At 58.9% G+C, this 22,897-nt stretch carries 17 protein-coding genes; 13 read left to right on the top strand and 4 right to left on the bottom strand.

The genetic code is table 11. The features are described 5' to 3' along the window. The first annotated feature begins 327 nt into the window (after positions 1-327). Positions 328-690, top strand: a complete 363-nt coding sequence (locus HS122_11755) for a hypothetical protein (protein ID MBE7539076.1) — start codon at positions 328-330, stop codon at positions 688-690. Between the two features lie 48 nt (positions 691-738). Here the strand turns inward: HS122_11755 and HS122_11750 are convergent, their stop codons facing one another. Continuing rightward, entirely contained in the window at positions 739-1,764 is a 1,026-nt protein-coding gene (locus HS122_11750) for a haloacid dehalogenase-like hydrolase (GenBank protein MBE7539075.1), read from the bottom strand. A 123-nt stretch (positions 1,765-1,887) separates the two neighbouring features. On the opposite strand from HS122_11750, the gene prfA reads away from it, so the two are divergent. From prfA to HS122_11715, 7 genes are all read left to right on the top strand, one after another. Further along, positions 1,888-3,009: a peptide chain release factor 1 gene (prfA, locus tag HS122_11745; GenBank protein ID MBE7539074.1), complete on the top strand. Its 1,122-nt coding sequence runs from the start codon at positions 1,888-1,890 to the stop codon at positions 3,007-3,009. Positions 3,010-3,037: 28 nt separating this feature from the next. Beyond that, the gene (prmC, locus tag HS122_11740) at positions 3,038-3,889 is read left to right on the top strand and encodes a peptide chain release factor N(5)-glutamine methyltransferase (GenBank protein ID MBE7539073.1); all 852 of its coding nucleotides are present in this window, start codon (positions 3,038-3,040) and stop codon (positions 3,887-3,889) included. Positions 3,890-4,230: 341 nt separating this feature from the next. Next, positions 4,231-4,770 (top strand): sigma-70 family RNA polymerase sigma factor, encoded by a 540-nt coding sequence (locus HS122_11735; GenBank protein MBE7539072.1) that lies wholly within the window; start codon positions 4,231-4,233, stop codon positions 4,768-4,770. Continuing rightward, positions 4,763-5,833, top strand: coding sequence for a FecR domain-containing protein (locus HS122_11730; GenBank protein ID MBE7539071.1), 1,071 nt, complete (start codon positions 4,763-4,765; stop codon positions 5,831-5,833). Before HS122_11735 ends, HS122_11730 begins: the two co-directional genes overlap by 8 nt. 189 nt (positions 5,834-6,022) lie before the next feature. After that, positions 6,023-9,574 carry a TonB-dependent receptor gene (locus HS122_11725; GenBank protein MBE7539070.1) on the top strand — a complete coding sequence of 1,184 codons (3,552 nt, stop codon included), beginning with the start codon at positions 6,023-6,025 and terminating at the stop codon, positions 9,572-9,574. Between the two features lie 243 nt (positions 9,575-9,817). Continuing rightward, positions 9,818-11,833: an acetylxylan esterase gene (locus tag HS122_11720; protein MBE7539069.1), complete on the top strand. Its 2,016-nt coding sequence runs from the start codon at positions 9,818-9,820 to the stop codon at positions 11,831-11,833. 17 nt (positions 11,834-11,850) lie between these two features. Continuing rightward, complete coding sequence (locus HS122_11715) at positions 11,851-13,113, top strand: pectate lyase (protein MBE7539068.1); 1,263 nt, start codon at positions 11,851-11,853, stop codon at positions 13,111-13,113. Positions 13,114-13,196: 83 nt separating this feature from the next. On the opposite strand, the gene HS122_11710 is transcribed toward HS122_11715, so the two are convergent. Together HS122_11710 and HS122_11705 are read right to left on the bottom strand one after the other, a co-directional pair. Beyond that, the gene (locus HS122_11710) at positions 13,197-13,388 is read right to left on the bottom strand and encodes a hypothetical protein (protein MBE7539067.1); all 192 of its coding nucleotides are present in this window, start codon (positions 13,386-13,388) and stop codon (positions 13,197-13,199) included. A gap of 52 nt (positions 13,389-13,440) precedes the next feature. Continuing rightward, complete coding sequence (locus HS122_11705) at positions 13,441-16,143, bottom strand: TonB-dependent receptor (GenBank protein ID MBE7539066.1); 2,703 nt, start codon at positions 16,141-16,143, stop codon at positions 13,441-13,443. A gap of 135 nt (positions 16,144-16,278) precedes the next feature. On the opposite strand from HS122_11705, the gene HS122_11700 reads away from it, so the two are divergent. The 3 genes from HS122_11700 to HS122_11690 all read left to right on the top strand — a co-directional run bounded on the left by HS122_11700 (position 16,279) and on the right by HS122_11690 (position 19,141). Then, positions 16,279-17,304, top strand: coding sequence for a Gfo/Idh/MocA family oxidoreductase (locus HS122_11700; protein ID MBE7539065.1), 1,026 nt, complete (start codon positions 16,279-16,281; stop codon positions 17,302-17,304). A gap of 63 nt (positions 17,305-17,367) precedes the next feature. After that, positions 17,368-18,207 carry a semialdehyde dehydrogenase gene (locus HS122_11695; GenBank protein MBE7539064.1) on the top strand — a complete coding sequence of 280 codons (840 nt, stop codon included), beginning with the start codon at positions 17,368-17,370 and terminating at the stop codon, positions 18,205-18,207. A gap of 55 nt (positions 18,208-18,262) precedes the next feature. Continuing rightward, positions 18,263-19,141 carry a TIM barrel protein gene (locus HS122_11690; GenBank protein ID MBE7539063.1) on the top strand — a complete coding sequence of 293 codons (879 nt, stop codon included), beginning with the start codon at positions 18,263-18,265 and terminating at the stop codon, positions 19,139-19,141. Between the two features lie 836 nt (positions 19,142-19,977). On the opposite strand, the gene HS122_11685 is transcribed toward HS122_11690, so the two are convergent. Continuing rightward, complete coding sequence (locus tag HS122_11685; GenBank protein ID MBE7539062.1) at positions 19,978-21,093, bottom strand: IS630 family transposase; 1,116 nt, start codon at positions 21,091-21,093, stop codon at positions 19,978-19,980. Positions 21,094-21,184: 91 nt separating this feature from the next. On the opposite strand from HS122_11685, the gene HS122_11680 reads away from it, so the two are divergent. Together HS122_11680 and HS122_11675 are read left to right on the top strand one after the other, a co-directional pair. Next, positions 21,185-21,379 (top strand): hypothetical protein, encoded by a 195-nt coding sequence (locus tag HS122_11680; GenBank protein ID MBE7539061.1) that lies wholly within the window; start codon positions 21,185-21,187, stop codon positions 21,377-21,379. A 59-nt stretch (positions 21,380-21,438) separates the two neighbouring features. Further along, a complete protein-coding gene (locus HS122_11675; protein ID MBE7539060.1) occupies positions 21,439-22,413 on the top strand; it encodes an ABC transporter permease in 975 nt (324 codons plus the stop codon). Positions 22,414-22,897 lie beyond the last annotated feature (484 nt).

Below are 22,897 nucleotides of genomic sequence, written 5' to 3'. Positions count from 1 at the left end.
GCTTCGATCGTGGCTGCTGCATTGATCAAATTTGACGGTTTTCTAGGGTGGAACCCCTAAATAAAACAATCCCTTTGCCTTGAAACGCAAGTAGTTGTAACATCACCGGTAGTTTGGCTCGAACCTTGGGGGAAAAATGGCGTCAATATCCGTCCGCTGCAAAGCGGATCGATGAACGCAGTTGTCAGTAAATCCATTCAAAAGATCCGCGTAGCGACCGGACGATCGACTCAAAAGACGGGTTTGGCCCGCTGGGCGGGCGCAGTAGCGGTGTGCTGGGGCTTGTCCCTGGCATGCGAACTCCACGGCTCGGACCGATGGGAAATCTTGGAGGCGATCCATTGGGTGGAGAATCCGAATAACAGCCCGGCACCTGGACCCTTCGGCGAGTTGGGCGCCTATCAGTTTCGCAGGTCCACTTGGTACAACTACACCACTTTGCCATTCGAATATGCCCGTGAACGGACCCACTCGGATGCCGTTGCGATCAAGCACTATGAGTGGCTGAAACGGGGGTTTGAACGGGCCGGTCTGGCCGTCACACCCTATCGAATAGCCCTGGCTTGGAATGCCGGGCTGTCGGCCACCCTGAATGGGCGCATCCCGGCGGCAACGCATCAGTACGCGAAGCGCGTGACCAACATCGTCGAGTCGCTCAAGCAGCGGACCGCCAGGAACGAAGGGCAGTAGCCGCGTGGGTCCGTGGGATGGGACGGCGCCGGCCCGGCGCAACGCCATCTACTCCAGAAAGGACTGCTGCTTCGGGGCCTTGGATTGCTTCCTCACTGCTTCTTCCTCAAGCGAGTGATTGAGGTGCCGCGGCGGCCGGGATACCCGGGTTGCCACAGCACTTTCGCGATCAGCCACGATGCGATCACAGATCGCATGAATCTGCAGTCGCAGCCATTGGCAGGTGCTGCTTCCATCGGCATAGTCGGCGGGCCCGTAGTGGTCGATGCGTCCAACCTGACGGAGGCGGTCGTTCTGGGCAAACTCCTCGGGGCGGTCGGGATTGTAGACGGCATAGGCCTTGCCGCCGCCTTTCTTGACGACTGAAAAACTGGGGACATCGCTCGGGCCGTCGGCGATGTAGATCATGTTCTGAAACGGGATGCGCCGATCCTCCGGGGCGATGTTTGCGTTGACGTCGATCGCGGGGTTCTTGTTGGTGCCCTTGTTGATTTCGAACAGCGCGCGCGTCTTGGTGGTGTTGTCGATCACCATGCCGATCTGCGCGATCACGGCATCCGCATCGATGGCCAGTTCCTTCTGCCTGAGGAATCCGGGCTGCAGGGGGTTCTCGATGAATTCGCATCCCCAGATTCCATCGACGCATCCGGCGATCGCGCTGCCTCGCACCATTTCCGCCAGACCGGTGCTGACGATGTAGTGTTCAAGCTGAATCTCATGTTTGGTGTGGAGATCGCGCTCCCGCACAAAGCCCTTTGAGCGCTCGAAAAACTGCGGCAGGCCGGGATAAAATTTGATTTCCTTTCCGCATTCACGAAGCAGGCGGTTGCTCAATTTGGGCATCTTCCCCGCAAGCACGTAGGTCAGCAGGTGGTTCAGGTAAGCAATCTCGCCGGAGAGTTGGTAGCCTCGGCGGCGATAGTGATCGACGAGGCTGTTGGTCTCGTTCCAGAACGTGGGTTCATCAATGCCGAAACGCCGGAAAAGGGGCGACTGCATGTATTCCGGGATTAAGGTCTTGTCGAAATCCCAGATGCAGGCGATGGTGTTTTGAGTGAAAAGCGTCGTGGCCATCGTTGATCAACACCGTTAGGCGGGAGAGGTGCCTTTCGGGGCCGAACCGCGAACAAATCCGCGGAAGGTCTGCCACGCAATTCGCAAATAACCGGGCCCTGAAGGGTCCTATCACTCAAAAGCATGGATCAGCTACCTTCGATCATTCCATTTCAGCGGCGTCTGGAAGAACTCGACGCCCAGATGGCCGCGCCGTCGTTCTACGCCAACGCCCGGCGCGCCACCGAGGTGAGCCGGGAGCAGCAGAAGCTGGGGCAGCTTGTGGCCGATCACCGGACGATGGAAAGGACAGAGGTGGAGATTGCTGAGGCTGAGGCGCTGCTGCGCGATCCCGCAGGTGACTCTGAACTCAGGGAACTCGCCGCCGCGGAACTCCCCGAACTCCAGGCCCGTCGCGAGCAGCTGCGCCAAAGAATTGTGGTGGCGATGATTCCTCCGGAGCCCACGGATTCCCGCAACACCGTGATGGAGATCCGTGCCGGCACGGGGGGCGAGGAGGCTGCCTTGTTCGCCGCCGAACTCTGCCGCATGTACCAGAAGTTCGCCGACAATTCCGGATGGAAGATTGAGCCGATGAGCAGCAGCGTCAGCGAGCGCGGTGGGTTTCGCGAGGTCAGCTTTCTCATCACCGGAAGTGACGTCTACAAGCAGCTCAAGTTTGAGAGCGGCGTGCATCGTGTGCAGCGGATTCCCGCAACGGAGGCGAACGGGCGCATCCATACTTCGACTGTCACCGTGGCTGTCCTGCCCGAGGCGGAGGATGTCGACCTGCACATCGATCCCCAGGATCTGGAGATCACGGTGCAGCGGGCCAGCGGGCCCGGCGGGCAGGGGGTCAATACGACCGACTCCGCGGTCAGAATCATTCACAAGCCCACCGGCATGATCGTATTTTGTGCCGATGGACGCTCACAGCAGAAGAACAAGGCCAGCGCCATGGCCGTGCTGCGGTCCCGTCTGCTCAAGATGAAGGAGGACGAGGAGCGCGCCAAATACGCCGCCCAGCGCAAGAGTCAGATAGGCACCGGAGACCGCAGCGAGCGCATCCGAACCTACAATTTTCCGCAGAATCGCATGACCGATCACCGCATCGGCCTGACGCTGTACAACCTGCCCCAGGTGATGGAGGGCGACATCGCAGAGATCATAGCCGCGCTGCAGAAGGTGGATTTCGAGGAGAAATTCGCCGCGCTAACCGGCCAGTCCTTTGTCCTCAAGCGCGGCTCTGACCGCGAAGATGAGTGAGTGACGATTTGCGAGGTTCCTGCAACGCATGACATCCCTGCTCGATATCATCAGGAAGTCGACCGACTTTCTTGCAGGCAAGGGAATCGAGAATCCGCGCTTCAACGCTGAATGGCTTGTCGGGCATGCGCTGGGTCTGAAGCGCATGCAGCTCTATGTGCAGTTCGAGCGCATGCTGCTGGAGTCGGAGCTGGAAAAGATCCGGCCGCTGCTGCGACGTCGCGCCGCGCACGAACCGCTGCAGTACATACTCGGTGAGACGGTGTTTGCAGGTCTCGTGCTCAAATGCGATCGACGCGCGCTGATTCCGCGTCCCGAGACCGAATACCTGGTTGAGCTGCTCGTGGAGCGCCTCCGCGAAACGCCGCCTGCTGAAATTCTCGATCTCGGAACCGGAACGGGGGCCCTGGCGCTCGCACTTGCCAAGGCGTTTCCCGATGCCCGGGTCACCGCCGTGGACAAGAGCGAGGAAGCGCTTGCACTGGCGGGTGAAAACGCCGCGACCACGGGATTGGGCGATCGCGTCCAGTTTCTCAAGTCCGACTGGTTTTCAGGCGTTGATGCCGAACGAAAGTTTGCGCTGATCGCAGCCAACCCTCCCTACCTGGCGGAGCACGAGCTGAACGAAACGCGTCCCGAGGTTAGAGAATTTGAGCCGCATGGCGCACTCGTTGCAGGCGCAGACGGGCTCGACGACATTCGCGTCATCCTGCGAACAGCGGCGAATCATCTGCCTGAGGGTGGATGCCTGGCGCTGGAAACCGGAATCGCGCAGCACGCCGAACTCAGGAAACTGGCGGACAACGCGGGTTTTGGCGTATTCGAGTCTGTGAAGGACCTGAGCGATCGTGACCGGTTTGTGTTTCTAAGCCGAAGGTAGGCACGCGTAGGGGCGTGAGCAATGCGGGGTCCGGAACCTTGCAGCCCAAACGCCTGTTTTTTCAAGTTATCGTCCGTCAGCAGCGCCAGTTCGATTGGACCTGGCGAGCCGTGGTGCCAGACAGGCTGGGCGAAGTTGCCTGCAGATCATGATGATTACTTCGGAAATTTTTAGCCTCCCACTCTTTGACACCGAAGCCACGATTGAGAAAGCCCATGGGATTTGTAGACGAAGCGATGCGCATCCACTGATTCAACGTTCAAATGGGAGCTTGCAATCATCGGTGACTATCGTGAGTAAACGCCTGTCGGCCGCCTATCCCGAACCATCCTAGTTGCTCAATGCCCCTTCAAACTCCAGACGACGCTCGTTGGTACTTTGAAGAAGTGCAGCCCCACGAGCGTTCGGTCCGCTCTTTCCTGCGCGCCGCCGCTCCATCTCCATGCGATGTGGACGACATGCTTCAGGACTCCTACCTGCGGCTTTTCCGCGCCAGGGCGAGCGGGCCGATTCGATGCGTTCGGGCATTGTTCTTTTCAATCGCCAGAAACCTAGTCCGTGACAGTGTGCGACGGAAGCTTGCGAACCGCGAGATTTCCGACGCGGGGCTGGACTCATTGCCTGCGGCTGAATGCCCGGGGGTCGCGGAAGTAGTAGAGTTCCGACAGGAACAGATGTTCCTTGCCGAGGCGATGCAGGCGCTTCCGGCGCGTTGCCGTGAGGTGTTGTTTCTTAGGAAGATACATGGATTTTCGCAGAAAGACATAGCCGCCCGTCTGGGGATTTCGGAGAACACGGTCGAGTCGCTTGTCTCCCGGGGCGTGCGCCGGTGTGCGAATCAACTTCGCAGGCGGATGCCGGAACGATGCAATCATGAATGATTTTCGACGAGAGAATCCGGAGGAGATTCAGGGCTCTTCGATCGAAGGAGAGGCTTCCGATTGGATTGCCCGCAGTGATCGAGGTCTTTCGGCGGATGAGGCGGATCGACTTTCCGCATGGAGGTCTGCTGACGTGCGGCACGAGAGGGAGCTCGCACGGTTGACCTCCGCCTGGCGGGGGCTTGATGCCGTTGGCGAGTTGCCGGAAATTCGCATGGCGGCGCGGGCGATGGACGCCGGCAGAGTTCGAAGGAAGCGCATGATTCGGCGATCTACATGGGCTGTCGGAGCAGCAGCATCGATGGCGCTGGCCTGGACGATGCTTTCGGAGAAAGGGGTCAAATCCTCGCTGGCTCAAATTGAGCATAATACCTATCAGATAGTGCCGAGCGTCGCTGAACGCATGACGCTTCCCGACGGCACGGTGATCGAGCTCAAGGGCAACAGCATCGTGCAGCCCGCTTTCTCGGGAGAGGAACGCCGGGTGCGTCTGCTATCTGGCGAGGCGTTTTTCCAAGTGGCCAAGGACCCGACTCGTCCGTTCGTTGTGCAGGTGGAGAACATCAACGTGCGCGCCGTTGGCACGGCGTTCAACATGCGGGTTGCGTCCGATGAAGTCGAGGTGCTCGTCACCGAGGGCAAGGTGCAGCTCAACAATTCAAGGAACAACCAGTCACTCCTGGCGCGGGCACCAACAGCAAACTCCGGTGAGCCCTCCGATCCGCCTCTATTGATCGCCGGACATCGTGTTGTAGTTGCCACAAACGCAGCACATCCGGTCGTCCCGATTGCAGCCACACCGGAAGATCTGCATCGGGCACAAGAATGGCAGGGCACACGATTGCGGTTTCAACGGACGCCCTTGGCCCAGGTCGTGGCTGCGTTCAATCGACTCAACCGCTGCCAGCTTGTGCTCGGCGAGGAGGACTTGGGCAAACGTTGGGTGAGCGGAACATTTCGCGCTGACAGTGTGGACGCCTTTGTACGGCTTCTCGAGGCTGGCTTTGAGATTGGTGCTGAACATCGCAGTGAAAACGAGATAGTCCTGCACGCGGCGCGATAGACTGCTCGACTGGCAGGGCAGGGGCTGGTCCCCGCAGAAAATCGTCTCTCACACTGAAGAAAAAGAGTGGGTTCCGTGGATTTCTTGGCACGGAAATACTCGCGTCCGGCGTCTGGACACCGCTTTTGCACGGAGTTTTCCGGCATTCTCGCCCGGAAATCTGTCCACCTAACACCTAACCATATGAAGATGAGACTATTGTCAATTGCCTGCTCATTCGCCTTGCTTGTCGGGCTTGCTGGATCGCCATTTGTTTTTGCAGCGGATGCGGCAGCCAGGTTCTTCGACATTCCCGCTGGCGACGCTGAGTCCACGTTGCGGGAGTTTGTCAAGCAGTCCGGTGTCCAGTTGATTTATGATTCGCAGAAACTGAGTGGTGTCCGAACGTCCGGATTGCGGGGCAGGTACATGCCTCGCACCGCGCTCGATTCGATGCTGGCGGGGACCCGATTCGTTGCGGCACAGGACCGTGAAACCGGTGCTTTGACTGTCCAAGGGGAGTCCGCACGCCCAAACCCTCCAAGGGCGGCGCAGACCGAAAGCGACCGCCCGCAAGCGATCCCACTCGCTGATCCTGCGCAGGCTGACACGGATCAGAAGGACGATTTTATCACACTTTCACCCTTCGAAGTCAAAGAGGACAATCGAGGCTACTACGCTTCGAATACCATGTCAGGCACCCGATTAAACAGCAGCATTGAGGACCTGGGTTCATCGATCACGGTGGTGACCAAGGAGCAAATGTCGGACTTCGCCATGCTCGATATCAACGACATCTTTCTCTATGAAGCGAGCAGTGAGGGCATGGGAACCTACACGGAGTTCTCTATCGACCGAAATGGCAGTCCTGAAGACAGTTCATCCCTGAACCCCAACGGAGCCAATCGGGTGAGAGGCATGGGGCCCGCCAATATTTCATTTGGCAATTTCGAGACAAGCGGACGGGTTCCGATAGACCCCATCAATGTCGATGCGGTGGAAATCAGTCGTGGACCGAACTCTTCCGTATTCGGCATTGGGAACACTGCGGGTGCGGTCAACATGCTGCCAGCGTCGGCCAATGTGCAGCGCAACCGCACGACGATCAGCTTTCGTGCGGACAGTTACGGCGGATATCGGTCAAGCATCGACATCAATCGCGTTCTCAAACCCAAGGTCCTTGCGATCCGCGTCAGTGCGGTCGATCAGCATGACGCATTCAAGCGCAAACCTTCGGGGATTGATACGACCCGGCTGAATGCCATGCTGCGATTCCAGCCTTTCAAGTATACGACAATCACCGCGTCGCATTCCTACTACAAGATGAAGGGAACACGGGTGAACAATGTGATGCCTCGCGATGGCGTCAGCGGCTGGAGGAACGCCGGTTCCCCAACGTGGGATCCCGTGACATCCACCGCCAAGATCAATGGGGTCCCGGTGCCAGGCAATTGGACCGCAACATCATTGCCCTCCTATTTTTCGAATGGCCAATTCAGGACCATGTCCACGCTTTTCATCAATCCCGATGGAACGGTTGGCTTCTGGTCGCCCAGCCGCACGACCAGCACCACAAATCCCAATACCGGCAACCAGAATGTTGTCCTGGTCAATTCGGTGCCGGATCCGATTCGCCAAACCCAGCCGCTTTTTTCTGGCGATCCAACTGTCAGCGGCCGCGATGTCTACGACTACACGTCCATCAACCTGGCGGCGATGAATTCGTACGACCAACTGGCGAACACGAGCCGTGTAAATCTTGAACAGACTTTTCTCAACACTCCCCGCCAACTGCTGGCCATGCAGGCTGATTGGTACCGCGAGGAATCCCGAAGTATTTCCACTGAGCTCGCGGGCCGGGCCGGCGGCGGCGGAGCCACGGGCATGCTCTATGTCGATGTCAATGAGAGGATGATAGACGGCAGTCCGAATCCCTATTTCCTTCAGCCATTTTTTGGATACTTCCGCATTGCGTGGGATCGGGATCTTCCCTTTGAACGCGATATTTCGCGTCTCCAACTGGCTTACCGACTCGACCTGCGCAAGGAGAAGTCCCTTCTGAGGTGGCTGGGCATGCACCAGATTTCCGCATACGGGGAGCAAAAAGTGACAAGAAGGAGGGAGACCCTCTATCAGGACCAAGTCGTGGATTCACATGCGTGGTACCAACTGCCATCCGCTTTGACTGAATCCGCTGCACTCCCCGCAGTTCCGGCTGTCCTGACCCAATATGAGCGGTTCTATGTTGGTGATGCGACGGGCCAGAATGTCGAAACTGCGCCGTCAAAGCTCGTCTATGGCACCTATCCGTTCACATGGGGCAATGGAGTCAGCAAGGTCTTCGTCAAGGAACCGGCCCGGTTGGGCAAAAGTTTCAGCCGAACCAATGGCTGGGACAAGGATACCATCACAACGCAGGGTGCCGTCATACAAAGCCATCTCTTGAAGGATCGGGTGGTCACGACCTTTGGATTGCGAAAGGATCGCACTTCCCAGCAGAACCCGGCTGGACGACTGTACACCTTCGGGCCGGACGGTGTCGGAGTTGTCGGGGATACCCTGCACACGTTGAATCCGGACAAAGACTACAATGAAGGGACAACGCGAACCTCCGGTTTGGTTGTCAAGCCGCTGTCCTGGGTCAACCTTCACTATAACAAATCGAACAGCTTTCAGCCTGCAGATTTGATCTACCTGGACCTGCACCTCAATCAGATTCCAAACCCCACGGGTGAAGGAGAGGACTATGGATTCTCGGTCAAGCTCTTCAATGGAAAGTTCATCGCTCGGGTGAATCGTTTTGTAACGACCCAGTACAACTCGCGCGATGGCAGCACTCGGACGCTCGCACAACGCGTACGTCGGATTGACTTTCCGACGCCGGCAAATCTGTCCGGCGGACTGACGTTTCAAGCTCGTGACTGGATCACCGCTGCAGCGGCGGCGCAGGGCATGACGCTCACCGAGGAGCAGATCGTGCAGCGCATCAGCGAAATCAGCAAACTTGATCCGATCTATTTCACCCGCGAGGAATCCCCGGCGCAGGAGAACAACAATATTTTTGCCGTGGCTGATGTTCAATCCAAAGGCCTCGAGATCGAGCTCAACTACAATCCGAATCGCTTCTGGACGACCAAGTTCAATGCCAGCAAGATTGAAGCGCTCGATCTGCGGATTTCACAGGATACACTGAACTGGATCAACGAACGGTTGCCTGTTTGGGAATCGATAATCGATCCTCAAATCGGCAGGCCATGGTTTACCGAACGTTATGATGGAGTCCAGTCTTACAAGGAGTTCCTGCAGACCTCGGTGCTCCAACCACTCAATATCGCAATTGCGAACGAAGGGAAGAGCAGGCCTCAAGTCCGCAGATATCGCTTCAACCTGAGCACGAGCTACAAACTCGCTGGGATCACCGATCATCGGTGGTTCAGGGCGATGACAGTTGGAGGTGCACTTCGTTGGGAGGACAAGGGCGCGATTGGGTACTACGGCGTTCAGGAGCTTCCAGAGATCATCACGGACCTGGACCCAAATCGACCGATCTATGACAAGGCGCGAGCCTACGCGGATCTCTTCGTTGCGTACCGGACACGCCTCTTCAGGGACAAGATTGGGACAACGTTTCAATTGAACGTGCGCAATATCCAGGAAAACGGCCGCCTTCAGGCGGTTAGCGCATACCCGGATGGCACGCCAAACGCCTATCGCATCATTGACCCGCGGCAGTTTATCCTGACTGTGACTTTCGATCTATAGAATGCCTTGCCTGTGGAAATCGGTACATTGATTGCTCGAAAATCCCAACCTGCATCGCCCTCCGCCAAACTGGAGTCGACGAAGCTCCCGTCGACAGTCAGGGTTGATTCTGGCAAATGCGGCTGTGTGGGCAAATTCGCGTGCAACCATGGCTCTGTCACTCCAAGGCATCCGCAAACCCTGTGGCACCGGGCTCGAATGCGCATTCGGCCATTCCTCTTCCTGCTACCTCCAATCAGCCTGATGGCGGCACCACCTGCGGAACCTCCAGGCGCGGGTATGCTGGACACTTATTTCAGTCAGGAACTCGCCCGCCTTCACTCTGACGCAGGTCCGGCGCCGGCCACTCTGGAGGAGTGGACCAGCCGGAGCGGTGCCTACCGGGCTCAGCTCAAGGAAATGCTCGGACTGTCGCCATGGCCGGATCGCACGCCTCTGCATGCGACGGTCACCGGAACAATTCAGCGCCAGGAAATTGAGGTGGAGAAGGTGCATTTCCAGTCGATGCCGGGACTTTATGTGACCGGCAACCTGTACCTGCCTTCGCATCGCTCCGGGAAGCTGCCGGCAATTTTGTATGTGTGCGGACACGCAGGCAGCGCGAACAGGACCCATCCGCCGTATGGCGCCAAATCCATCTACCAGTATCATGGATCGTGGCTGGCCGAAAACGGATATGTCTGTCTTGTCATTGACACGATCGAGAACGGCGAAATCAAGGGCGTGCACCGCGGAACCAAGTGGTTCGACATGTGGTGGTGGAATTCCCGGGGCTACACTCCCGCAGGGGTAGAGACTTGGAATGCAATTCGAGCGCTCGACTACCTGCAATCCCGACCGGAAGTGGATCCTGAACGACTAGGCATGACCGGACGTTCCGGAGGCGGATTTACCACGTGGTTCACCGCCGCGCTGGACGATCGCATCAAGGTCGCCGTTCCAGTGGCCGGAATCGCGGACCTCCGCAGTCATGTGCTCGAACATCACATCTCCAGTCATTGCGACTGCGCCTACATGGTGAACACCCACCGCTGGGACTTCGACCGGCTCGCCATGCTTGTTGCGCCGCGGCCGCTCCGGATTGTCGCGACGGATCGCGACCAGATCCTTCCGCTCGACGGGATGATGCGCGTCAGCTCCGCCGTGGCAAACCTCTACCAGCTCCATGGTGCCGTCGAAAAGCTGGCGCTGGCGGTTGGGGAGGGAATCCATCACGATTCGCAGGAACTTCAACTCGCCGCACTGCGGTGGTTCAACCGCTTTTTGAAGGGTGAAGACCGGCTTGTCGAGTCGGCGGCAAAGCCGCTTTTCGACGCAAAGGAACTCGCGGTCTTCGAGAAACTTCCTGTCGACGAGCGAACTTCGAAGATTCATGAGACTTTTGTTCCACAAGCCAGGCCGGCGGTGCCAGCCGATCTGAACGAATGGACGCGGGAAAAGGAAGCTTGGCTTCCGGCTCTCAAGGAGAAGTCATTTGCGGCCTGGCCGGCCGAGGGCGCCCCATTTGACATCAAGCTGATATCGCGCGACGACAAATCCGGAATGACGCTGTCGCGATGGGACTTTTCCTCGCAAGGCGCAATGCGCCTGCCGCTTTTTGTTTTCAGCTCCGTTCAAGCCGGTGCTGTTGGTCGAGTGCGGTTGCATGTGCTCGATGATGCTTCCTGGAATGAATTTCTCGCGGCCGCCGCCGATTCATTCCCTTCCGTCGGCGTTCCGGAAGGCGGGACAATGGCATCTTCACTTCACAAGGATCTCCTCTCCCGCGCAGCCAAGGGAGAATTCACGCTTGTGTATCTTGCACCCCGAGGCGTTGGTCCGACCCGTTGGTTTCACGACGGCGGGTCACGAAAGAATTCAATCCGTAGTTTTATGGCACTCGGCGAAACAGTCGAAGGCATGCGCGTCTGGGATATTCATCGCGCGGTTGAAGCTCTAAGCCTGCCAGGAGTTCTGGGGACTCCAGTGCAGGATGTGGAGGTCTCAGGTGAGCGATTCCAGGCCGTGAATGCGCTCTATGCATCCGTGTTTACGTCCGAAATAACCTCGCTCCATCTTTTTGCGCCACCTGCTTCACACCGAATCGGTCCGGACTATCTGAATGTGCTGCGCATCCTTGATGTTCCACAGGCTGTCGCACTTGCCGCGGAGCGGATCAAAGTGAGAATTTCCGGCGGCCGTCCAGACGACTGGAATTGGCCGGCCAGCGCCATTCGTGTCCTGGGTTTGGAAACCGAGCGACTGAGCATTGACCGTTGATTCAAAAACCAATCTGCATGCATCCAATAAAGACTCTTTGCAACGTGGGCCTGCTGATCGCCATATCCGCGACAGGCAGTCAACTGCCCGCCCAAACAGAGGCCGGCCATGCCTGGGCAACTCCACCAGGATGGACCCGGACCCGTGGGGGAGATGGAGGAAGGATCCTCCGCGTCACCACATTGAACGCCAGCGGCCCGGGCTCATTTGCCGAAGCCCTCGCAACGCAGGGCCCGAGAACCGTCGAGTTTCATGTTGCAGGTACCATCAACCTCAGTGGGCGCGGTCTCAAGATTTCTGAACCATTCCTGACGATCGCTGGAGAAACAGCCCCCAATGAAGGCGTCTCCATTGAGAACGGAAGCATCTATATCGTAACGCATGATGTGATCGTACGTCACCTGCGCGTGAGAGCGACCGATGGCGGCACTGGCGCGCCGGTGGCTCCCGGGCGGGACGCGCTGTCGACTGGTGCTGGCGCGTATGACGTCATTGTCGATCATTGCTCGTTCGCCTGGGGACCCGATGAAAATCTGACTGCCTCGGGTCCGCGCTTTGAAGGAACGAGCCCTGACGACTGGAGGCGGAACACGTCGCACAGGATAACCTTCAGCCACAACATCATCGCCGAGGGGACCAATCTCAAGAATTCGAAGGGAACGCTGGTGCACGACAACACGACGGAGATCGCAATCTTTGGAAACCTGTATGTCAGCAACAACGACCGGCATCCCCTCTTCAAGGGAGGCGTTCGGGCGGCCTTCGTGAACAATTACATTCACAACCCGGGCCACCGAATCATGCAGTTCGGCTTTGTACCGTCGCAATGGAAAGGCAGGGAACTCCAGCGGGCCATGCTGACAATGGTGGGAAACGTCGCGCGAAAGGGACCAAGCAGCGAAGGGGACATGGCGATGTTCGAGGTCTGGCCGTCCTATGGTCCTTGTGACGTGTATCTTCGGGACAATCGATTTTTCGATCAGGCAGGCGATCATCTTTCAGAGGCGCCGGCCTATCGTGACCGCTCCTCAAAGCTGGTGCCCTACCATCCAACCGACGGCATGCGCGACGTCGATGCTCCACCTGTCTGGCCGCCAGGATTGAAGGCGCGGCCTGCGAGCGAGATCTCGGAGTGGATACTCGACAGCGCTGGCGCACGGCCGTGGGGGAGGGATGCCACCGACAGGCGTTTCATTGAGGAGGCAAGGCATGGCGGCGGCAAGGTGCTGCGTTTAGAGTCAGCATCGGGTGCGAACCCTCCGGCCCATCGTCAAAAATAGCTGGCTGCCTCCGGTTCGCTGAAACGCTGGCGGGCCAGCGGTTGTTGTTGTCGCCCTTCGCGAGGCTGTTGAAATAGTAGTGATCATCCACGCGGTGGGGCGGGTAGTTGACGGAGCCAAGCGGTTGATTGATTGTCGAGGCCGCCGTGGGCGTCGGCCCAGAAATAGGGTCCCAGCCAGCAGTCGTCTCCGTTGTAGCAGTCAGCAATGTCGATGACTCCACCCGGATTTCGATACCATGGCAGCAATTCGTCGGGGCAGATGCGCAGGAACATGGGGCGAATGCGGGACAGATCCGCTCCTGGAATCCGGGAACCTTGTCCGCCGCTACAGATCGAACGTCACCGTAAGCATGAAACGGCGAGGCGCCTGGTGACGGAAAGCATTGGGTACTTCTGTTCCAAGCCCGGCGTTGAAGGTGTAGTTGGTGAAGACGACATCGCGGTCATTCAGAAGATTCGAGACGTTCAGCTGATAGCGGGTGCGGACTCCGCCGATCTTGTGCGTGTAACTGACGTGACTGGTGACCAACACATACGGGTCCGAGTAGACGTATTCAAACGGGCTGCTCCGGCGATTTCCGATGACCAGGCGGCCTCGGAAGTTGGCGCCTCCTCCGATTGCGAAGCCCTTGAGCATGCCCTCTCGAAACGAATAGGTTGTATAGGCGTTGGCAGTGTAGTCGGGTGTGTTGTTCAACCGCCGCCCCTGCGTGTAACCCTGAATTGTGCTTTCGATGTCGAGAATGTTCTGCGCGATCGCGGCGCGATTGGGAATTGCGGGGTTGGTGGCCCCGGCCTGCCATTCCGCGATATTCGCGTCATAGTAGGTGCGAAGCCCAATGCCGATGTCGGCCTGCTCGGTTTCCGGGCGCGCATAGTTGAACATCAGCCGCCAGTTCCGGGTGAGATTGGCAGTGAGGTCAATCTCGAGGCCGTGGCCCTTGTAGCTCTCAGTGTCACGGTAGCCGGTGAGCGTTCGCTCTGGTTTGCTCAGATCGGTCCAGATAAGATTGATGTCCCCAAGATTGTCGCCGGCACGGGGTCGATCCACCTGTTCAGTGAAGTAGTATCCGATGCTGCCGGCGACCTTGCCTTCGAGCAACTCGAGCTTCAAGCCAACGTCCACGCCTTCGTTGGAGGAGTTGAGGATGGGTGAACCGTCGATTCGATTGTCGCCGTAGCCGGGCGCATTGAAGCCCTGCGAGTAGTTGACGTACGGTCCAATCCATGGGACTGGAAACCATACTGCACCGGCCGAGTAGTTGCTCAGGCTGAGATCGGTGAGATCCATGGTGCCCGGGCCGCCAGATGCGCCAATTATCGGAGTGCCGTCCGGATTGGCGCCGATTCCGCCGAAGGCCTCGCGGTGATAGTCGTCGAACCGGTATCCAAGCAGCAGTGAAAGTCTGCCGTCGAACAGCGAGGAAGCGGAGGCAATCTGACTGTAGAAGAGCTCCTGTCGCTCGGTGTCGTCGGCAATCATCACCCAGCGATAGTCGCCGCCATTGGAGACCAGACTGTCGAACATCTGCGGATTGCGGGGGGAGTCCCAATACTGGCGCACCATGAGAACATTGGTAGCATTGTTTGCATTCGGGGAGGCAGGATTGTTGACGCGGCCAACGCGATAGTCCCGGGGGTGATACTCGTCGGTTCGGAATCCGGACACCAAGCTCAGGCTGTGCCGGAGCCAGTTGTGAGAGAATCGATGGGCGAGGCTGAGACGCAGGTCGCCAAGACGGTTGGGCCGGTCAAGGACGCTGGTATTGACGTCGGAAAAGACCTTGCCGAAATTCGGATTCGACTCCAAGCCTCCGTTCGCGGAGGGGCGCATGGTGTTTACATCTATGCGGTGCGTATTCCAATTGCGGACATTTCCATGCCTCGTCTGCTGCTGGTAGTTGTAGGCGAGCTGGGCGATCAAGCTCGAAGTAAAACGGTGTTCTGCGTAAACCGTCCACGTCCTGTATTTTGCGGCTATGAAAGCGTCCGGCGGCTGCCGGCTGAATTCAAGGCTGGGCAGCGCGGGGAAATTAGTGATGGCCCTGCCTTCCGGGAGAAGAGTGAGACCGGTGCCTGTGGACTGGTAGAATCCACGCCAGTTGACGACCTGACCGACGTTGGGGTCCCAGACAAGATAGTCGTTGGCTGCGCCTCCGTTGAGCCGGGCAATGCCTGTCCCGGTGGTGGACGGAGTGGTCGCGCCGTTGTAGACGGTTGAGCGATTCCAATTGGAACTTTGATCGGTGAAGGATTGGGCGAAAGCGTAGCGGAGGTAGCGCCCCTGTTCGTATTCGGCGCGAATCTGGGTTTCGCGCGCGATTCGGAATGTCGCCGCGAAATGGCGGCCGTCCCGCTGCGCGTCATCGTAGTCCCGCCAGCCCCCAAGCCGGTCGTGCAGGAGATTCACGCGAAGCGCAAGCCGGTCGCCAATCGGTTGATTGACGTCAAGCGAGGCACGGTAGCCACCCCAGGAATCGGCGCGCAGTTGAAGGCTGCTCTTTGGAACGAAAAGTGCCTGCTTGGACCATGTGGTGTTGACACCGCCCGGGTTGGCATCGCCAAAGAGGATCGCATTGGGTCCGCGGGCAAACTCGAGCCGCTCCGTGGCGTAGCTGTCGCTCGAAACATACCAGCGGAAATAGTTCCGGCTTGGAAAACTTGACCCGAGTCCGCGCATGTTGACGTTGTGCTCGCCTCCCGCTCCACCGCCGGTGTCGCCGACCGGGATGGCATTGGGCGCCCATTCCGCGGCGGATGAGAAACTGGTGGCGGCGATGTCATCGAGAAACTCGCGCGTCATGATCGTGACCGCGGAGGGGGTCTCCTTGAGCGGAGCCTCAATGCGGCCGCCAGCGAGCGCGCTGGAGGCCGTGTAACCGACATCGCGATCGGATGACACTTCGAATGCGTTCAGCGTGATGATGGGCTCTTCCTTCGGATCGGTCTGTCCTGACAGAATCGAAGTCGCGACGATCAGCGCGGCAATCGGTGCAACGGAATATTGCAAACGGGAGAAGGTGGTCATTGAGTCTTGGGCTTGAGGGTTGGGACTTTGGATGGACTGGACGCAGTTGACTGGGGCCGCAATCCATTTCTTGACGCCTATGCAATTTGTTTCCTATCTAGTATGAAGCGTGCAACAGTATTACCTCAATCTGCCGTGACGCGGCTTCGTTTTGCAATCCTGGGCACCGGGTATTGGTCCCGGTATCAACTCGCAGCCTGGCGCGAGCTTCGCGGCGCCGAATGCGTGGCGCTGTGCGACCGTTCCCGGGAGAGGGCGGAGAGGCTCGGCCGCGAGTTTGGGATCGCCGCCATCCATGAGGACCCAGTCGAACTGTTTGAGCGGGAGAGGCTCGACTTTGTTGACATCATCGCGGACGTGCAGGCGCACGCGCCGCTCACCCGGATTGCGGCGGAGCACAAGCTGCCGGTGATCTGCCAGAAGCCGATGGCCGCAACCTGGCGCGATGCCCGGATGATGGTGCAGTTCTGCGCCAGGAAACGCACCCCGTTCCTCATTCACGAGAACTTTCGATGGCAGGCGCCCATGCGGGCCCTTGCTGCGGAACTGCGGCGGGGCACGATAGGACGGACGTTTCGTGCCCGAATTGATTTCATCTCTGGATTTCCCGTTTTCGCCAATCAACCGTTTCTCGCCGGGCTTGACCAGTTTGTCATCAGTGATGTCGGCAGCCACGCGCTCGATCTCGCGCGATTCCTGTTTGGTGAGGCGAGGTCGGTCTATTGCCGCACCAGAAGGATCAACAAGTCCATCAAGGGGGAGGATGTCGCCACCATCATGCTGGAAACATGCGGCGGCGCCCACATTGTGATCAACCTGGCCTATGCCGGCAATGCGCTCGAGCGGGAGGTGTTTCCGGAAACGCTTGTTTTTGTGGAAGGCGAAAACGGCAGCGCCGAACTGAGTCCGGGCTGTGTGCTGCGCACGACCACCCGCGAGGGCACGCTCGTGCGCAAGGCGAACCCCGCCCATTATTCCTGGGCTGATCCCCGCTACGCCGTCGTGCACTCGAGCATCGTCGACTGCAACGCCAACCTCCTCGCCGCGCTGCAGGGACGCGGGGTGGCGGAGACCAGCGCTCAGGACAATCTGCGCACCATGCGACTCGTGTTCGGCGCCTATGAATCTGCCGCCTGCGGTTGTGCCATCGTCGTCGACTAGACGTGCGATCAGGATCCTTTCCCGATGCCGCCACCCGTTTCACCTCTGAATCAATTCCCGCACATGAAGAAAACAACAATCACTTTGGTGGGCGCCGGCGGCAAAATGGGCTGTCGAATCACCGACAATCTGCTGAAGCGCGCGGACTACCTCGCACACTACCTTGAGGTTTCTCCGAGGGGACTCGAGAACCTGAAGTCGCGGGGTGTGATTCCCTCCGAGCAGAAAGTCGCTGTTGAGGCATCAGATGTCATCATACTCGCCGTGCCCGATGTGGCAATCGGAGCCATTTCACGGGAAATTGTTCCCCAAATGAAGAGTGGCGCGCTGCTGATGACGCTTGACCCGGCAGCTCCATTGGACGGACAGATCGCGACTCGCCCGGACATCGGCTGCGTCATAGCGCACCCATCGCATCCATCGATATTCAACTGGGAGCCGACGGAAGCGGCCTTCCGTGACTTTTACGGCGGCGTTTCCGCCAGGCAGGCAGTCGTCTGCGCGCTGATGCACGGCTCCGAACAGGACTACGAACTGGGCGTGCGGGTCGCCACGGCGATATATGCGCCTGTGGACAGGTTCCATCGGATCACACTTGAACAAATGGCCATACTCGAGCCGGCGATGGTAGAGACGCTCGCGCAGACCTGCATGGAGGTGGTGAAGGAGGGCTACGACACCATAGTTGCAAAGGGCGTGCCGGCTGAAGCTGCGCGGGATTTTGTCCTCGGGCACCTGCGCATTCAGATCGCGGTGCTTTTCGGCGAGGTGAATGGCACGTTCTCGGAAGCCGCCTACAAGATTTCAAAACGAGCAAGACCGGGGATCTTTCGCGATGACTGGAAAAAGATCTTTGAAATCGAGGATATCCGGGCGCAGGTTCGCGACATCACCACGCGTTGAATGCTGATTTCACATTGCGGAAATTGAGACAGAAGTCCCCCATGCACTGCTTGCGATGAGACCCGGGATCAGCTCCTTTGCGTTTGGCTGGGCAATTGGCTCACCTTCAACTCCGGCACCACAAGCCTTTGGAGTTGATGCGCTGCTTGATTTTGCGATCCAGTACGGCATTCGGGTGATTCAGATCGGCGACAACCTGCCGTTGCATGTGCTGACCGGGGGGGAGCTCGATGGTCTGGCCCTTCGTGCGCGAGCTCACGGAATTGAAATCGAAGTGGGTGCGCGCGGCCTTTCACATGATCACCTGCACCACCATATCGACATCGCCCGTCGCCTCCATGCGAACCTGCTGCGCTTTGTCATTGATGCGAGGAATCATGAACCGGCGCCAGACGAAGCCGTGCGTTTGATGCGCGGCGCGTTGCCAGCGCTGCGGGCGGCTGGTGTGATTCTCGGCATCGAGAATCACGACCGTTTCCCCAGCGCCGTTCTTCGGCGCATGGTCGACACTGTCGCGAGTGAGCACGTCGGCATCTGTCTGGACACCGTGAATTCACTCGGAGCAGGCGAGGGAATTGGCGAGGTGCTCGGACAGCTGGCGCCGGTTTGTGTGAACCTGCATGTGAAGGATTTCTCGATTGAGCGACTTTCGCACCAGATGGGGTTCACCGTCAGCGGCCGTCCCCTTGGCAAGGGCATGCTTCCGATTGACATCGTGCTTGCCGCAGTCACGAAGCAAGGCCGGTGCAACACTGCCATTGTCGAAACCTGGACGCCTCCAGAACAGGAGATGTCGGCCACGATAGCCAAAGAGGCGAGATGGGCCGTTGAAAGCGTGATGGAGCTTCGGGCTGCCTTGGAACGGAACCATGAAGCAAGTCCAGACCCAACCGCGTCCCATCGTGATCAATTCCCCACATCCATTCGTCACTAGTTTTCTCCTTCCCGCCATGTTTCGCACCAATCTCATCCTTGTCCTGGCTGTGACCCTGTCCCTGCTCGCCGCCTGCTCACGAGACTCCAATGTGCAGCCATCGGCCAACTCCGCGGAGGGCGCGACGGATAGACCGCTTACGATCGGCGTTTGCTTTGAGACTCTGCAGACCCAGTATTGGGTCGCTGGTTTCGAGGCCATCAAGTCCGACATCGAACGACGGGGATTCACCATGCTGGAGGCGGTCGCGAACCAGGACGCCAACCGGCAGTTGGAGCAGGTCAAAAACTTCATCAATCGGAAGGTCGACGGCATCATCCTCGTTCCGAAGGACGGAAAGACCTGCCTGCCGATGATCAAAGCGGCGAATATCGCCGGAATTCCCATCGTCCTCTTCAATCGCCCGGCGGACAAGAGCGACGCAAAGTCGGTCGCCGTCGTGGCCGACAACTTTGCACTGGCCCGGAATACTGTCGCGTACATGGTTGCGGAAGCGAAGAAGGCCGGGGGCAGGCGCAAGGCGGCCCTGCTTGTCGGGGATCTGGGCGACATGAACGCGATCAACCGGCGCGAAGGCTTTGAGTCGGCTGTGAATGCTGAGCCAGGTTTGATCGAGGTTGTGGCGCAAATTCCCACCGAGTGGAGCCAGGAGAAGGCGCAAGCGGGTCTTGTGAACGCGCTTCAGGCGAATCCCGACATCAGTTTCATCTTCACAAGCTCCGACTTCCTCCTGCCGGGCATAGTCAGCACATTGAAGAGCGCGGGCAAATATCACAGGATCGGCACACCTGGACATGTGTTGCTAGTGTTCTGTCGCGGAAATGACTATACATATATCATGCGGCCTTCTTGCGCGGCTTTCGCCGGGTGCAACCGGGCTGGATGGCCTCGAGCCGGCGACGACAGCGTTCGATCCTGGCAAGGATGTCCTCCGCCTTGGCGGTCCAAACAAATGGCGTGGGCTCCTGGTTCCATTGCTCGATGAAGCGGGTGATCGAGTTGATCAGATCGGGAACACTGGAGAAGCTGCCGCGACGCACCGCCTTGCCGGTGAGTTCGGCAAACCAGCGCTCCACCAGATTGAGCCAGCTCGAACTGGTGGGAATGAAGTGCAGTTTGAAGCGTGGACGCCGGGCGAGCCAGCGCTGCACCCGCTCGTGTTTGTGGGTGCCGTAATTGTCGACGATAAGATGGAGCTCGTCCGCCTCGGCATATTCCGCGTCGATTTGTCGCAGGAACTTCAGGAACTCGATGTGCCGGTGGCGCGGGAAGCAGTGGCCGCTGATCTTGCCGGCGGCCACGTTCAATGCGGCAAACAGCGTGGTCGTGCCATGGCGCACGTAGTCGTGCGTCCAGGTGCCGCAGCGACCGCGCTTCAGCGGCAGGCCTGGTTGCGTGCGATCCAGCGCCTGAATCTGGCTTTTCTCGTCCACGCAGAGCACCACCGCGTTTTGCGGTGGGTTGAGGTAAACGCCCACCACATCGAGCAGTTTGGGCACAAACTGTGGATCGCGGGAGAGTTTGAACGTCTCCTGTCGGTGCGGCTGCAACCCATGCTCCTGCCAGATACGCGCGACTGTGCTCGCATGCACGCCCTGCGCCTTCGCCAGGGTTCGCGCGCTCCAGTGCGTCCGCCCCGGCGGCTTCGTGTGCAGCGTCGCTTCGACGATCCTTTTCGCCAGCCCTCGGCGCGGCTTGCGCCCGCGGCCATTCGCCACGTCCCACAATCCTTGCGGACCTGCGGACACAAAGCGCTGGCGCCACAGCCGGCAGGTGTGCCGGTTCACCTCCAGCTCCTCCGCAATCGTGGCATCGTCCAGCCCTTCGGCCTTGCGCAAAATGATCCGGCAGCGCTTCACCACCTGCTGGGGCGTACCGTGCGCGCCCACCCAGCGCTCCAAAACGCCACGTTGGTCTGCCGTGACCGTCAGAATCGTCGGTTTCCTGCTCATGCTTGCAGGTTGAACGATAACGACTTTTAAGTCTAGTCATTTCAGCAACAGAACACTAGGCGGCTTTGACGGCGATGGGACTGCGTATCAGATGCTAAAGGACGGCTACCTGGATGCGACCGGCGTCCAGGACGTGCACTTTGAGGCGTCGCAATGTGTGAAGGCCATCATGGACCTGTGCAGCGGTGTCCAGGTCTCGGAACAAATCCTGGACAATGGTTTTGTCATTCATCAGGGCAACCTTGACAAGGCAGCGGACAGGATGTGGGGCGCTCAGAAGCGCTGAGTCTGCGGCGGGTGAAGGAGTTGCTGTGCGTCGGACATCCTGACTTTGTTTCTCGCTTCATGCCGCTGCTGCGCCGGGCAATTCTTTCTGACTATTCGGTTTTCTGGCTCTGTGCGGCCTATTGCCTCGCAGTCGCTCCATTCACTCCGGGGTTCGCGACGATCGGCAATCTTTCCAACGTGCTTGGAACCTTTCTGCCCCTGTTTCTCGTCGCGCTTGCGCAGACGCTCGTTCTGATTTCCGGCGGAATAGACCTTTCGGTCACCTCCACGATCGGGCTTTCCAGCATCGTGGGTGCAATGGCCATGAACGACAAGGATGGTTGGTTCGCCCATCATCCGCTTGCGGCACCGGCGGGTATCGCGCTGATGCTCGCCGTTGGCGCCGCGGTGGGTGCATTCAACGGCTTCGCCATAGCGCGTCTTCGAATGCCGGCATTCATTGTCACCCTGGGATCGATGATGGGGTTTGGTGGCCTTGCGGTCTGGCTCACGCACTCGCAGGCCATAAATCAACTGCCCGCCTCCTTTACCATGCTCGGTGGCCGGCTTGCGCTGGCTTCGGGCATCGTTCTTGTCGTTGCGTTGCTCACGCACCTCATGCTCAGTCGCTCGCTCTTCGGGCGGTGGCTCTATGCGGTTGGCGGCAACGCCCGGACCGCGTACATTTCCGGGGTGCCAGTCGGTGGGGTGCTGGTCGCCGTCTATGTCCTTGCGGGCGTTCTGGCGGCTCTCGCTTCCGTGCTGTACACCGGTCTTGTGGAAACCGGGTCGCCAGTCCTCGGACAGAACATTCTCCTCGACGTCATCGGTGCCACTGTCATCGGAGGAACAAGCCTTTTCGGCGGCAAGGGCAAGGTCATCTGGACCCTGTTCGGCGTTGTTTTCTGTCAGCGGCGAGAGAGAAGTCATGGTTTTGTGGCGGGTAGGAATCCACGTCTTCTTGGGGCGATTTTCTTGCTTGGTGGAGGCAGGTGGAGGTTCTTCGAATGGGTGGTTTTTCTTCCTGCTGGATGGGTGGTGGATAGTGAGTGAGGGTGGGATCGTCGAGCGGGGTGAAGGTGGTGAAACTGGTCGGCGATGCATGCGAAGGGATCGTGCAAGTGCCGCCATTGCGGGGAGTTCTTCGTTCCGGATGTGCGCAATCGCGCGCGCCAGCGGTACTGCTGCAAGGTGCCGTGTCGCAGGGCGCGCAAGGCCGACAGTCAGCGTCGATGGCTGAGTCGTCGGCAGAACGCGGACTACTTTTGCGGACCGGAGAATGCGGCGCGAGCGCGGGCGTGGCAGGCGGCGCATCCGGGGTATTGGAAGCGGCGGCGCAGGCGGAAAGTTGTCTTGCAAGACCGCCTGGATTCACAACCTGCTGCGAACAAGCGTATTGCGCCACAAGACGAGGAACTTGTCTTACAAGACATCATGGCGAGGCAAACCCCTGTGATGGTGGGGCTTATCGCGCATCTCACCGGAAGTGTCTTACAAGACGACATCGCACAAATGACGCGCCGGCTGCACTCCCGGG

This window comes from Opitutaceae bacterium (genome assembly GCA_015075305.1).
Taxonomy (GTDB): Bacteria; Verrucomicrobiota; Verrucomicrobiia; order Opitutales; family Opitutaceae; genus UBA6669.
Note: the sequence above shows the minus strand (reverse complement) of the source record. Positions and strands in the feature narration are given on the sequence as shown.

Bases quoted from the DNA above. Each gene is read 5' to 3' on its own strand.
- HS122_11750 (MBE7539075.1), bottom strand. From the start codon at position 1,764: ATGGCCACGACGCTTTTCACTCAAAACACCATCGCCTGCATCTGGGAT.
- prfA (MBE7539074.1), top strand. From the start codon at position 1,888: ATGGATCAGCTACCTTCGATCATTCCATTTCAGCGGCGTCTGGAAGAA.
- prmC (MBE7539073.1), top strand. From the start codon at position 3,038: ATGACATCCCTGCTCGATATCATCAGGAAGTCGACCGACTTTCTTGCA.
- HS122_11735 (MBE7539072.1), top strand. From the start codon at position 4,231: ATGCCCCTTCAAACTCCAGACGACGCTCGTTGGTACTTTGAAGAAGTG.
- HS122_11730 (MBE7539071.1), top strand. From the start codon at position 4,763: ATGAATGATTTTCGACGAGAGAATCCGGAGGAGATTCAGGGCTCTTCG.
- HS122_11725 (MBE7539070.1), top strand. From the start codon at position 6,023: ATGAGACTATTGTCAATTGCCTGCTCATTCGCCTTGCTTGTCGGGCTT.
- HS122_11720 (MBE7539069.1), top strand. From the start codon at position 9,818: ATGGCGGCACCACCTGCGGAACCTCCAGGCGCGGGTATGCTGGACACT.
- HS122_11715 (MBE7539068.1), top strand. From the start codon at position 11,851: ATGCATCCAATAAAGACTCTTTGCAACGTGGGCCTGCTGATCGCCATA.
- HS122_11710 (MBE7539067.1), bottom strand. From the start codon at position 13,388: ATGTTCCTGCGCATCTGCCCCGACGAATTGCTGCCATGGTATCGAAAT.
- HS122_11705 (MBE7539066.1), bottom strand. From the start codon at position 16,143: ATGACCACCTTCTCCCGTTTGCAATATTCCGTTGCACCGATTGCCGCG.
- HS122_11695 (MBE7539064.1), top strand. From the start codon at position 17,368: ATGAAGAAAACAACAATCACTTTGGTGGGCGCCGGCGGCAAAATGGGC.
- HS122_11690 (MBE7539063.1), top strand. From the start codon at position 18,263: ATGAGACCCGGGATCAGCTCCTTTGCGTTTGGCTGGGCAATTGGCTCA.
- HS122_11685 (MBE7539062.1), bottom strand. From the start codon at position 21,093: ATGAGCAGGAAACCGACGATTCTGACGGTCACGGCAGACCAACGTGGC.
- HS122_11680 (MBE7539061.1), top strand. From the start codon at position 21,185: ATGCTAAAGGACGGCTACCTGGATGCGACCGGCGTCCAGGACGTGCAC.
- HS122_11675 (MBE7539060.1), top strand. From the start codon at position 21,439: ATGCCGCTGCTGCGCCGGGCAATTCTTTCTGACTATTCGGTTTTCTGG.